Source organism: Escherichia sp. MOD1-EC6842, assembly GCF_002965705.1.
Lineage (GTDB): Bacteria > Pseudomonadota > Gammaproteobacteria > Enterobacterales > Enterobacteriaceae > Escherichia > Escherichia ruysiae.
The window spans coordinates 61,503-74,038 of sequence record NZ_PTRF01000010.1; the positions used below are offsets into that span (position 1 = coordinate 61,503).

The following is a 12,536-nucleotide window of genomic DNA, read 5'->3' on the forward strand; positions in this document are numbered from 1 at the left end:
GCTGCTTAAAGGAGAATGCTATGTCCGCCCAGAAACCGGGGTTACACCCGCGCAATCGTCATCACAGTCGCTACGATCTCGCCACGCTTTGTCAGGTGAATCCTGAACTGGCGCAATTCCTTACGCTTACCCCTGCCGGTGAGCAAAGCGTTGACTTCGCCAATCCGCTGGCAGTGAAGGCGCTCAACAAGGCGCTGTTGGCACATTTTTATGCTGTGGCGAGCTGGGATATCCCTGACGGTTTTCTCTGCCCACCAGTGCCTGGGCGGGCAGATTATATTCATCATCTTGCCGATTTACTGGCTGAGGCAAGCGGAACAATTCCAGCCAATGCCAGTATTCTGGATATCGGTGTTGGTGCGAATTGTATTTATCCGCTGATTGGTGTGCATGAATATGGCTGGCGTTTTACCGGTACAGAAACTAACAGCCAGGCGTTAAGCAGTGCGCAGGCGATCATCAGCGCCAATCCAGGTCTTAACCGCGCTATCCGTCTGCGTCGGCAAAAGGATACCGGCGCCATTTTTAACGGCATCATCCACAAAAACGAGCAATACGACGCGACCTTGTGTAACCCGCCATTCCACGATTCCGCCGCTGCGGCACGGGCAGGTAGTGAGCGCAAACGGCGTAACCTGGGGCTGGACAGAGATAACGCGCTGAACTTTGGTGGTCAACAGCAGGAATTGTGGTGTGAAGGCGGCGAAGTGGCCTTTATCAAAAAGATGATTGAAGAGAGTAAAGGCTTCGCAAAGCAGGTGATGTGGTTTACCTCGCTGGTATCTCGTGGCGAAAACTTACCGCCTTTGTATCGTGCACTGACGGATGTTGGTGCGGTGAAAGTGGTCAAAAAAGAGATGGCCCAGGGGCAAAAGCAGAGTCGCTTTATTGCCTGGACCTTTATGAACGACGAACAGCGCCGTCGTTTTGTCAATCGCCAGCGTTAAAGCGTTGGCTCCCCCGATGGCAGTGGTGCTACCGGGGGCGTTCCCGGTGCAGGTAGCACCTGATAAGTTTGCACCGGCGCGCGAACACCCGCCAGGTCGAAATGCTTTTTCACCTGGCTGTCGAGGGCAAAGCGTACCGTCCACTGTTTGAGTGGCAGTGTGGTGAACGAAACACGCAACGTAAACGCGGTATTGCTTAAGCCGACAATGCCGGCAAAGTTCGGTTCACCAATAATCAGCCCGCGAATTTCTTCATTTTCCATCAATTCCGCTACCGCATCTTTCAGTGCCTGATTGGCTTTATCGGCATCTTCATGACGATCGACATCATAATTGGCGACCACCGAACCAATGCCACGGACGAAGTTAGCAAAGGTGGTTATCGAAGACCACGGAATAATGTGATATGCCCCGGTATCCTGACGCACGCCCACGGAGCGAATCGACATCCGTTCCACCGTGCCGGTCAACGGCCCGATGGTAACCAAATCTCCAGTGTTCATGCCGTTTTCAAACTGAATGAACACGCCGGTAATAATATCTTTTACCAGCGTTTGCGAACCAAACGAGATAGCCAGGCCTAATGCCCCGGCACCTGCCAGCAGTGGCGCGATATTGACGCCGATTTCCGACAACACAATCATGATGGTGATGGTACTGATGATTACCGCCAGCGCATTACGGAACAGCGTCAGCAGGGTGCGCGTGCGGGCGCTGGGCAGCGGGCGGCCATGAATATCCGAAGCCAGCCGGTTTTCGATCAAACTGGCGAGCACTGTCCAGCCAACCGCCGAGAAGAAAAGGATGAGCGCGATACGGATCAGGATATCCACGGTTTTCTGCCCCGCGCCGTTTTGCAGCCAGTTCCAGAAATCGAACAGCCCCCAGGCGCTGAGTAGCAGCATCACTGCCACGCATACCGTCAGAATACGCGCCGTTTTCAGCGCCGCTGATAGCCAGCCGTTCAGCCGTTTTTGCAGCTCCGGATAGTTACGCTGAGTATGTGGCGAGAGGGTGATGGTCTTCGCCAGCCAGCGGGAAAACATACCGGAAACAAACGCTGCGATACCAATAATCGCCAGGCTGCGCACCGTTGCACCCATCATAAATTTCAGGCTGTTGCCCGGATCGAACAACGAAAAGAAAAACAGCACAATAAAATAGGCGCTTGCCAGCCAGTGCCACACCAGCGCAAAAGCGCGAATAAACAGGCTGAAGAATGCCAGCGAGTGCTCCGCAAAGTTGAGCAGATGCTGGGTGATCTCTTTTTTATTACGAAAGATCAGATAGAGCGCCCAGACGGTCATGCACAGCATGATTATCACGTTGGCGAGCGCCCCGATTTGCACATTCACCTGATTAGAGATAATTGGCACTGCCACAATCAGTCCATAACCAATCAGACTGCTTAACCAGCTAAGGCGGCGGCACCAGTAGCGGGCGCTTTCATCCTGAATATTGAACGGGCGCAGCTCTGCCACGTTCGGGCAGAAAATCAGGCGTAAAACAGCTTTGAAAAATTCAATCAGAGCGAAAGCATTGAGAAACAGGCTTTGTTGAAAAGCAATGGTTTTACTACCGGCGTTCAGGTTGTCGCTTAATACCTGGCCGACAAATAACGTCAGTGCCAGCAACAGCAAATCGATAATAAACGCCCCGATAATCATCGCAGGAAGCTGTAACCAGTTGCTGCGCTCACGGTTTTTTTGCCGCGCCCACTGACCCATTTTGCGATATAACGGCAGCGCGCACAGGCGAATCAGCCAGTAAAAGCCAAACACCAGCACCGCTAGCATTGAAAAATGGGTCAGCGCGTTGTTGAAGGTTTGCGGGTTAAAGGGTTTATGCGGGGAGCCAGTGATATTACGGTAAAGTTGCCCGAAGCGCGCGGAGAGTGCTTCGCCATAATGGCGGCTGATTTCAGTCACCTTTTGCAGCACGGTTTGCTCTTCAACCAGCGTCGGCGGTACGATTTTCGGTACGGGGTCTGTGGGGGGCGTGGCGGCAACGGTGCGTAGCTGGTCGATCAACTCTTTGCGCGAGGTGTCATTATCCAGCACGTCCGCCAGTGCGCCATAGGCCGCTTTTTTTTGTTCGATATCCGGTTCTGAAACCGGTTCAGAGGTTGAATCTGTTGTTGCTGTGGTTGTTACGCCGGGTATGGACACCGCGTGGGCAGGTGCGCCCAGCAGGCAGATGAGGATGAACAGGATCCACCGCATGACTCCTCCAGTGAGAAAACAAAGCAAAAAGATAAGTATAGATGCTGGGGGAGGGGCGATTTGAAATGAGAGGAATCTGGTGTGCCTCCCTTTCAGGGGAAAGGGAGGCTGAGAAGTTAAGAGACGTGCTGTAAAAATTCCTGCAAACGCTGGCTCGGCGGGTTCTTGATCAACACCTGCGGATCGCCATCTTCCGCAATCCGGCCTTTATCAATAAAGATTAGACGTGAAGCCACTTTCTCAGCAAAACCGATTTCGTGGGTCACGATCACCATCGTCATCCCTTCTTCAGCCAGATCCTGCATAACCTTCAGCACTTCATGGCGCAGTTCAGGATCGAGAGCGGAAGTCGGTTCATCGAACAGCATCATTTTCGGCTTCACTGCCAGCGCACGGGCAATCGCCACACGCTGTTGCTGACCACCAGAAAGTTCGGAAGGGTAGTGATGCGCGCGTTCTGCCAGACCAACTTTCGCCAGCAACTCACGTGCCAGTTTTTCTGCCTCTTCTTTGTTTGCGCCACGCACGCGTAGAGGGCCAAACATCACGTTTTCCAGCGCCGTCAGATGCGGGAAGAGGTAAAACTGCTGGAACACCATACCCGCTTCCTGGCGAATCAGTCGCTCGTCAACTTTCGGATCGTTAACCTTCAGACCATCGACAATCAGATCGCCAGAGGTAATTTCTTCCAGTTTGTTGATGCAGCGCAGCAGGGTTGATTTACCGGAACCTGATGGCCCGATGATCACCACCACTTCACCCTGGGCAATGTTCAAATCGATATTGTGCAGCACCTGGGTTGGACCAAAATGCTTGGAGACGTTTTTAAATTCAATCACAGGATTTTCATCCTTCTTTCCAGACGACGCAGAATAAAGCTCAGTACCAGGGTAATAATCAGATAGAACACCGCCACGGCGCTCCAGATCTCAAGGGCGCGGAAGTTGCCGGCAATAATTTCTTGCCCCTGACGAGTCAGTTCCGTCACGCCGATAACAATAAACAGCGAGGTGTCTTTAATGCTGATGATCCACTGGTTGCCCAGCGGCGGCAGCATACGGCGCAGTGCCAGCGGTAAAATGACGTAGCGAATGGTTTCCCAACGTGAAAGACCAAGTGCCAGCCCGGCTTCACGGAAACCTTTGTGGATTGACAGCACTGCGCCACGCGTGATTTCCGCAATGTACGCGCCGGAGTTGATCATGATGGTGACCACCGCCGCAGTAAACGGGTCGATGCGTAAGTCGTTAAACGCCATCGGCAGGGCGAAGTAGATAAACATCACCTGGACGACGATAGGTGTGCCGCGAATCACTTCAATAAAGACTAGCGCGACATGGTTGGCTATCCAACCGCCAAAGGTGCGTGCAAAACCTGCCGCCAGTCCGATCACCAGGCCGCCAGCCAGACCGAGGATCGAAATCCACAGGGTCATTTTGGCGCCTTCAATCAGAAGCGGAATGGCAGGCCAGATGGCACTCCAGTCAAACTGCATATGTTGTTCCTGTTACCGTGGTGTAAATAATCAAATTCAGGGTAATTAATGGTGTTGGAGCAGGCCTGTGCCCCTCACCCTAATCCTCTCCCCAGAGGGGAGAGGGGACTGTCCGTGCGCTTTACAGGCGTGGTGTTATTATTTCGGTTCAGTACCGAACCACTTTTTGTAGATTTCGTTGTAAGTTCCGTTTTCGCGCAGAGTTTTCAACGCGCCGTTAACTTTGTCACGCAGCTCGTCGCTACCTTTCGGGAAAGCAATACCGTATTGCTGTGCTTCCAGAGAGTCACCCACCGCTTTAAACTGGCCATTACCAGCGGTTTTGATGAAGTAAAGAATGTTTGGTGTATCGTGCAGGACGGCGTCTGCGCGGTTAGTACCCAGTTCCATATAGGCGTTATCGATGTTCGGGAACTGTCGCAGATCTTTGGTTTTGATGTTCGTCTTCGCGTAATCAACGGAGCCAGTGCCGCTCTTCACTGCAACCACTTTACCGTCGAGATCTTTCACGCTTTTCACATCGTTGTTGTTCGCTTTCACCATCACTAACAGACCGCTTTTGTAGTAGCCGTCAGAGAAATCGATCGCTTTTTTACGCTCGTCGGTGATAGTGATGCCCGCCAGCGCCAGATCGACGTTTTTGGTTTGCAGCGCCGGAATGATACCGCTGAAATCCATCGGTTTCAGCTCGTAATCCAGCTTCAGTTCTTTGGCGATTGCCGCCCACAGATCGACATCAAAGCCCACGTATTTGTCGCCCTGTTTAAATTCAAACGGAACGAAAGCGGTATCTGTCGCGACAACTAATTTTTTATCTGCGGCATGGGAAGAAACCGCAAAAGCCAGGGTCAGTGCTGCCAGTGAAACTTTTAATACAGACTTCATAGCATTTCCTTTTTTCTATCCACGGGACGATCCCCTGCGTAACATTTACCTATATGAAAAAATCGTGCCAGTTTTGCAACTCGTTGATTTTTCGAGAGGCGATAAAAATGCATTGCACGATTTATGAGGCAACACCGTTAGATTGCACCATTATGGGGCGCCAAAGTGGTGCGCTAAAATAGTGCAGTCAACACAATGATTATTTAGCGTAAATCCTGATGAAAAAACAATCTTTATGTAACGATTGTGTGATGATGTTGATACAAAAAGTTTACTTTGTCAGGCTGGAAGGGGAATGGGATGCACTAAAAAAGTGCGTAGAGACAGGGCATCAAAAAAAACGGCCCCCTTTCAGGAAGCCGCTTTTATTGTTTGTTAACGTTTTGAACCATCAGCGGTGGTGTTATTCGATGTTAGATTCGATAAACCACAGGAATTTATCCAGGTCGCGGGAGGCGGCGGTCAGGATATCTGCAGTATCATCATCTTTTGCTTCACCAATGGCTTTACGTACATCATTGGCGACAATTGCATAACGATCCGCCAGCTCTTTCAGGTGATCCTGAACGTTGTGGATGTCCAGCGGGTAGCTTTTCAGCGGTGTTTTGCTATTGATAACTTGTGTGGTGCCAAGGGCAACGCCGCCCAGTTGTACCGCGCGTTCAGCCATGGTATCCAGATGATCGATCAGAGCGGTACGGAAGCCATCCAGCATTTCATGTACGGCAATGAAGTTAGCGCCGCGCATATTCCAGTGTGCCTGTTTGGTAATCAACGAAAGATCAATAAACTGGATAACCTGACGATTCAGCAACTCTACTGTCGCTTTTTTCTCGCTGTCAGAGACATCGTTGCGGGTATAAAGCAGATTGGTCGCTTTTGATTTAACTAATTTAGCGGTACTCATAATTTCATATCCTCTTGATGTTATGTCCCAGTAATTAACGAGACTAAGTATAGCACCGGCTATGTGTTCCGCTATTCTGGCTGTTCCTATCACACTAATAGTGGTAACAAACGAAAAAAATAAAACTGCATAAAATACAGTTGGTTATATATTACAGTAAGAATAATTCTTATTTATATATTCACCAGGAATTTTCGGAATAAATATGCTTTTGTATAGTCAGATATATAAGGATGTGGCAGGTGAAATTTAGCGAAATATTCTGCATGGTTATGCATAACCATGCAGAATTGTAAATTTAATTAATATCTATTTCTTCTATTTTGCTCTCTTTGCGTGCTGTCAGCGTGGAACCCATTGAAGCAGCGATGATTGCGCCGAGCGCCAGAATCTGTATTGGCGTCAGCATCTCACCGAGGAAAATCATCCCGGAAATGGCGGCCAGTGCTGGTTCCATGCTCATCAGCGTACCAAATGTCCGCGTCGGCAAACGGGTGAGGGCAATCATCTCCAGCGAGTAGGGCAGAGCGGTCGAGAGAATTGCGACAGCTAAACCTAATGGAACAACCGACCAATGCCAGAGAGCCTCTCCAGCCTGTAACGCACCGATTGGCACGAAAATTAATGCCGCAATCAGCGAACCGATCGCCACCGTCGCAGGGCCGTGTTCAGCACCAGCACGTTGCCCACTTAATATGTAGATAGTCCAACAAGCACCGGCACCGAGCGCCAGCGCACAGCCGGTTAAATCGACATGGGAAACATCTTGCCCCAGCGGCAGCAGGAACCACAGACCGAGCACTGCCAGCAAAACCCAAACGAAATCTACCGGGCGACGAGAGGAGAACAGCGCCACCGCCAGTGGCCCGGTGAACTCCAGCGCAACTGCAATTCCCAGAGGTACAGTCTGAATAGAGAGATAAAAGAGATAGTTCATCCCACCCAGAGATACACCGTAAAACAACAGCGGCAACCGTTGTTCTCTGGCAAAACGCAGCCGCCACGGTTTAAAGAAAGCGATAAGAATCAGTGTTCCCAGTGCAAGGCGCAGCGCAGTCACTCCAGGCGCGCCAACCAGTGGAAAAAGTGATTTTGCTAATGAAGCCCCACCCTGAATAGACGCCATGGCAACGAGCAATATGACTATTGGTAACCAGACCGGCATTTTACGTAATGACCCTGGCATCCTTTCTCCCATAAAGTTGTATAGCAAGGTAAAGCGTGGAGTGTACTGGATGTACCAGTGGGTGGTTGAGCATTTGTTGAAAAATTTTTTCCCCGTTTTGGCTAAAATGCGCCAGGATTGATGGATTCATCAGTTTGCTGATTAAGAATAATCTGGATGAGAGAGTGTGAATATATGCGTAATACTTACGCAGTTCACTGAAAAAATGATTTAAATTTAGATGGATAGCGGTGAATGGAAACGTTCTGTTACACGAAATGGCCCGTTAGACATCACAAATCGCCAAGAGTTTCCCATTAATTTTTGATATATTTAAAACTTAGGACTTATTTGAATCACATTTGAGGTGGTTATGAAAAAAATTGCATGTCTTTCAGCACTGGCCGCAGTTCTGGCTTTCACCGCAGGTACTTCTGTAGCTGCTACTTCTACCGTAACTGGTGGTTATGCACAGAGCGACGCTCAGGGCAAAATGAACAAAATGGGCGGTTTCAACCTGAAATACCGCTATGAAGAAGACAACAGCCCGCTGGGTGTGATCGGTTCTTTCACTTACACCGAGAAAAGCCGTACTGCAAGCTCTGGTGACTACAACAAAACCCAGTACTACGGCATCACTGCTGGTCCGGCTTACCGCATTAACGACTGGGCAAGCATCTACGGTGTAGTGGGTGTGGGCTATGGTAAATTCCAGACCACTGAATACCCGACCTACAAACATGACACCAGCGACTACGGCTTCTCCTACGGTGCGGGTCTGCAGTTCAACCCAATCGAAAACGTTGCTCTGGACTTCTCTTACGAGCAGAGCCGTATTCGTAACGTTGACGTAGGCACCTGGATTGCCGGTGTTGGTTACCGCTTCTAATCACTTCGGTGATATAAAAAATCCGCCTCTCGGGGCGGATTTTTTTATCTTAAGATTTGGGATCGAATATATCGGTTCCGAGATGGTTGTAATCAACCTTTTGTAACTGGAAGTTAGTGATGTATATCGGCCCGGCTTTCTTCTCAGAGATAAACGGGTAATTGATGTTGATCTCCTTCGCTTTAATCCCTGTCCATTGAGAGAAAAAACCTAAGAAGTCATTGGCTGAACGGCGGGCTTTAATTATCCGGTGCGCTTTATCGTCGCTGGAAATGACCATAAAAGGCACCTGGAAATTTTGCTGATATTTATCGTCATGAGCCAGATATTGCACTTCTTTACCGCGTTCTTTAAAGGCCAGACCGTGGTCAGAAAAGTAAACCAGCGAGAAACTGCTACCGCTGTTGCGTAACTGGTCATAGAGTTTGCGCAGTAAATCGTCTGTTTGCGTCATGGTGTAGAGATAGCACGACGTCTCTTTCGATTGCACAAAGGTTTCGTATTTGCCTTGTGTCCGGTCGCAGGCCTGCGGATGTGAGCCCATCAGATGCAAAACAATCAGTTGCGGTTGCGAGTGTTCTTGCGCCAGCACCTGAGCGGTCATGTCCAGTAACGCTTCGTCTTTGGTGTTCTTATCTGCTTCAAAATTACCTTCTTTCAGGAAGTGCACTTCATCTGCACGTTTGGCAATGCTGGCGATGGCGGTATCGTACTCACCAATTTGTCCCTGATTGGAAAACCACCAGGTCTGAAAACCTGCGCGGTTGGCAAGGGTGACAAAGTTATCCTGAAATTGTGGTTTGCCATCGACGACGCGGTTAAGCGTTAAGCCGAGCGATTTTTGCGTGGAGCCGCTGGCGGCAATGTAATCAGCGAAGAGCAGACCGTTAACGCTGCTGGCAAACGGGGTGTTATTCCAGTGACCGCCAAAGGCACCGAGAGCGTCGCGACGTGCGCTTTCACCGATCACCACCACATAGGTCTGATATTTCGGTTTAACTGCAGTAACCGTCCAGGTATCTTTCATCCCGGAAAGTTTTGCCATCCGCTCTTGCTCTTCAATCACCTCGTTATTGTTGACGATGACATCCTTAGCGAAACGAAATACCGGATAGCCAGTATCCTTCAATTTAAATACGCCGCCCCAGGCCAGGTTTTGCACGGGAGCGACAAAAAATGTCGCCACGCTGAATACCAGACACAGGCTGTCGAATTTACTCCAGCGCGTTTTTTCACTCTCTTTTTTTCGCCGGACAGCTATCACGCCGAGCGCAAAAATAAATAAGCCGACCAGATAGCTGTACCACGGAAAAATCGTCAGGATTTCAGTTGACTCTTCCATATTGGTGGAGTGCAGGGCCAGCAAGGTATTGAAGTTAGGCGCACCGTAGGCCTGAGCAAAAGGGAAATAACAGGCTGCCACTAATGAACTGACGCCGACCAGGACTTTTTGCACGCGAGGCAATGTCCGCCATAGCAAAAGCAAAATAGCCGTAAACGCGGCGGTGTAGAGAAAACTGAAGGGATAGCCTAAGCCGAGATTAATTAATAGCGACTGTAAAAAGTAGAACGCAGTCCACGGGCTAAATACCCGGCTACGGGTAACAAGCGATTCTTTGAGGGTTAAATTCATATGCCACTATCGTAACAAACGCCATGTGCTTACCCTGGCGTCAAGGGTCAATACCTGCAAGAGTGCGTGAAGAGGGGAAAAGGGTCCGCATCCGCGAGCCGCAATATACGCAGGGCTGCAAGAAGATAGAGCGAGCCGCCGTTCAGGTCAACTACTGACGAACAAATCTTTTGCGAAGAAGATTGCAAATCTGACAAAAAGTGGGGGTTTTCAGGCAGTAAAGATTTATGCCTGCAATAAAGCAGGAGTGAAGCGGCGTACCGCGACGCCGCTATTTATTGGAGGGTTTATCCTGCTGCGGTTTATTGTTGACCATATCGCACAACATCGAGAGCAGCATTAACCGTACTTTAAAGGGAGAATGACTAAACACGCGCATACACCTCTTGAACTCATTCATAAGACCTCCTGACTTGCTAATCCCGTCACTCCTTGAGGGATGATTGCATTACATACAGATATAGCACAGGCTATATTATATAGCTATTGCTAAAACGTTAATTTTTTGTGCCTTCGCAACTCTGGTTTACAATGTGCGCACGAAATAAGAACGCTATATATGTGTCACCATAATGAGGAAGCACAATGAGTCGTCGCGCAGGTACGCCAACAGCAAAAAAAGTGACGCAGTTAGTGAACGTGGAAGAGCACGTTGAAGGGTTTCGCCAGGTAAGAGAAGCGCATCGCCGCGAACTTATTGACGATTATGTTGAGCTGATTTCTGACCTGATAAGAGAAGTGGGGGAAGCCCGTCAGGTGGACATGGCTGCTCGTCTGGGCGTTTCGCAACCGACGGTGGCTAAAATGCTTAAGCGGCTGGCAACCCTGGGGCTGATTGAAATGATCCCGTGGCGTGGCGTGTTTTTAACGGCGGAAGGAGAGAAGCTGGCGCAGGAAAGCCGCGAGCGCCATCAGATAGTCGAAAATTTCTTGTTGGTGTTGGGCGTCAGCCCGGAAATTGCCCGTCGCGACGCGGAAGGCATGGAACACCATGTCAGTGAAGAGACGCTGGACGCCTTTCGTTTGTTTACCCAGAAACACGGTGCCAAATGAGCCTGCCTTTTTTACGCACGCTGCAAGGCGATCGCTTTTTTCAGTTATTAATTCTCGTTGGTATCGGATTAAGTTTTTTTGTTCCCTTTGCGCCGAAATCCTGGCCTGGCGCTATCGACTGGCACACCATCATTACCTTAAGTGGCCTGATGCTGCTGACCAAAGGTGTTGAATTAAGCGGTTATTTTGATGTGCTTGGGCGCAAAATGGTGCGCCGTTTTGCTACTGAGCGTCGGCTGGCGATGTTTATGGTGCTGGCGGCGGCGCTGCTTTCTACCTTTCTGACCAACGATGTCGCGCTGTTTATTGTTGTCCCGCTGACCATCACGCTGAAAAGACTGTGTGAGATCCCGGTTAATCGGCTGATTATTTTTGAGGCACTGGCAGTGAATGCTGGATCGCTGCTGACGCCGATTGGTAATCCGCAAAATATCCTTATCTGGGGACGTTCGGGTCTTTCGTTTGCCGGTTTTATTGCACAGATGGCACCGTTGGCTGGCGCAATGATGCTGACATTGCTGCTGCTGTGCTGGTGTTGTTTCCCTGGAAAGGCGCTGCAATATCATACGGGGACGCAAACGCCGGAGTGGAAACCACGGCTGGTGTGGAGTTGTCTGGGACTGTATATCGTCTTCCTTACGGCGCTGGAGTTGAAACAAGAGCTGTGGGGGCTGGTGATTGTGGCAGTGGGGTTTACGCTTCTGGCGCGTCGCGTGGTGCTGAGTGTGGACTGGACGTTGCTGCTGGTGTTTATGGCGATGTTTATCGACGTCCATTTACTGACCCAGCTTCCGGCGTTGCAAGGCGTGTTGAGTAACGTGAGTCATTTATCCGAACCCGGATTATGGTTAACGGCGATTGGTTTATCGCAGGTGATCAGTAACGTGCCGAGCACGATTTTGCTGCTCAATTATGTACCACCGTCTTTATTACTGGCATGGGCGGTAAACGTAGGTGGCTTTGGTTTATTACCCGGATCGCTGGCAAATTTGATTGCGCTACGGATGGCGAACGATCGCCGGATCTGGTGGCGTTTCCATCTCTATTCGATACCGATGCTGTTGTGGGCGGCGCTGGTAGGATACGTTTTGTTAGTTATGTTCCCGGCAGTGTAAGAGCCGACAAATAAAAAAGGCGGATTATGAGTCCGCCTCTGATTGTTGGCAATGTGCGCTTTGTTCATGCCGGATGCGGAGTAAACGCCTTATCCGGCCTACAAAATCTTGCGGATTCAATATATTGCAGGTTCCGCGTAGGCCTGATAAGCGTAGCGCATCAGGCAATTATGTATTGCCATCAGCAGTCTAAGGCGGATTATGAGTCCGCCTTTGCTTTAAGTT

At 49.9% G+C, this 12,536-nt stretch carries 13 protein-coding genes; 5 read left to right on the forward strand and 8 right to left on the reverse strand.

The features are described 5' to 3' along the window. Positions 1–20 precede the first annotated feature (20 nt). Positions 21–947 (forward strand): 23S rRNA (adenine(1618)-N(6))-methyltransferase RlmF, encoded by a 927-nt coding sequence (gene rlmF, locus A7Z29_RS13535; protein WP_010354760.1) that lies wholly within the window; start codon positions 21–23, stop codon positions 945–947. Here the strand turns inward: rlmF and ybiO are convergent. The 6 genes from ybiO to rhtA form a co-directional block, all read right to left on the reverse strand. Continuing rightward, the gene (gene ybiO, locus A7Z29_RS13540; RefSeq protein ID WP_001267280.1) at positions 944–3,169 is read right to left on the reverse strand and encodes a mechanosensitive channel protein; all 2,226 of its coding nucleotides are present in this window, start codon (positions 3,167–3,169) and stop codon (positions 944–946) included. The genes rlmF and ybiO overlap by 4 nt on opposite strands. A gap of 116 nt (positions 3,170–3,285) precedes the next feature. Continuing rightward, the gene (gene glnQ, locus A7Z29_RS13545) at positions 3,286–4,008 is read right to left on the reverse strand and encodes a glutamine ABC transporter ATP-binding protein GlnQ (protein ID WP_000569080.1); all 723 of its coding nucleotides are present in this window, start codon (positions 4,006–4,008) and stop codon (positions 3,286–3,288) included. After that, the gene (gene glnP / locus A7Z29_RS13550) at positions 4,005–4,664 is read right to left on the reverse strand and encodes a glutamine ABC transporter permease GlnP (protein ID WP_105290364.1); all 660 of its coding nucleotides are present in this window, start codon (positions 4,662–4,664) and stop codon (positions 4,005–4,007) included. Before glnP ends, glnQ begins: the two co-directional genes overlap by 4 nt. Before the next feature lie 138 nt (positions 4,665–4,802). After that, positions 4,803–5,549, reverse strand: a complete 747-nt coding sequence (gene glnH, locus A7Z29_RS13555) for a glutamine ABC transporter substrate-binding protein GlnH (RefSeq protein ID WP_000843874.1) — start codon at positions 5,547–5,549, stop codon at positions 4,803–4,805. A gap of 403 nt (positions 5,550–5,952) precedes the next feature. Beyond that, positions 5,953–6,456 (reverse strand): DNA starvation/stationary phase protection protein Dps, encoded by a 504-nt coding sequence (dps, locus tag A7Z29_RS13565; protein ID WP_000100800.1) that lies wholly within the window; start codon positions 6,454–6,456, stop codon positions 5,953–5,955. Between the two features lie 298 nt (positions 6,457–6,754). Further along, a complete protein-coding gene (gene rhtA, locus A7Z29_RS13570) occupies positions 6,755–7,642 on the reverse strand; it encodes a threonine/homoserine exporter RhtA (protein WP_105290365.1) in 888 nt (295 codons plus the stop codon). Between the two features lie 234 nt (positions 7,643–7,876). Between rhtA and A7Z29_RS23255 the strand changes: the two genes are divergently transcribed. Continuing rightward, a complete protein-coding gene (locus tag A7Z29_RS23255; protein WP_123058184.1) occupies positions 7,877–7,942 on the forward strand; it encodes a hypothetical protein in 66 nt (21 codons plus the stop codon). 52 nt (positions 7,943–7,994) lie between these two features. After that, positions 7,995–8,510 carry an outer membrane protein OmpX gene (gene ompX / locus A7Z29_RS13575; protein WP_024212356.1) on the forward strand — a complete coding sequence of 172 codons (516 nt, stop codon included), beginning with the start codon at positions 7,995–7,997 and terminating at the stop codon, positions 8,508–8,510. Positions 8,511–8,559: 49 nt separating this feature from the next. Here ompX and opgE read toward each other — a convergent pair whose 3' ends face one another. Together opgE and mntS are read right to left on the reverse strand one after the other, a co-directional pair. Beyond that, positions 8,560–10,143, reverse strand: a complete 1,584-nt coding sequence (opgE, locus tag A7Z29_RS13580) for a phosphoethanolamine transferase (protein WP_001054642.1) — start codon at positions 10,141–10,143, stop codon at positions 8,560–8,562. Positions 10,144–10,414: 271 nt separating this feature from the next. Beyond that, positions 10,415–10,543 carry a manganase accumulation protein MntS gene (mntS, locus tag A7Z29_RS13585; protein ID WP_001001762.1) on the reverse strand — a complete coding sequence of 43 codons (129 nt, stop codon included), beginning with the start codon at positions 10,541–10,543 and terminating at the stop codon, positions 10,415–10,417. A 185-nt stretch (positions 10,544–10,728) separates the two neighbouring features. Between mntS and mntR the strand changes: the two genes are divergently transcribed. Then, positions 10,729–11,196 (forward strand): manganese-binding transcriptional regulator MntR, encoded by a 468-nt coding sequence (mntR, locus tag A7Z29_RS13590; protein WP_000091012.1) that lies wholly within the window; start codon positions 10,729–10,731, stop codon positions 11,194–11,196. After that, positions 11,193–12,311, forward strand: coding sequence for an anion transporter (locus A7Z29_RS13595; RefSeq protein WP_000056471.1), 1,119 nt, complete (start codon positions 11,193–11,195; stop codon positions 12,309–12,311). Before mntR ends, A7Z29_RS13595 begins: the two co-directional genes overlap by 4 nt. Positions 12,312–12,536: the final 225 nt, after the last annotated feature.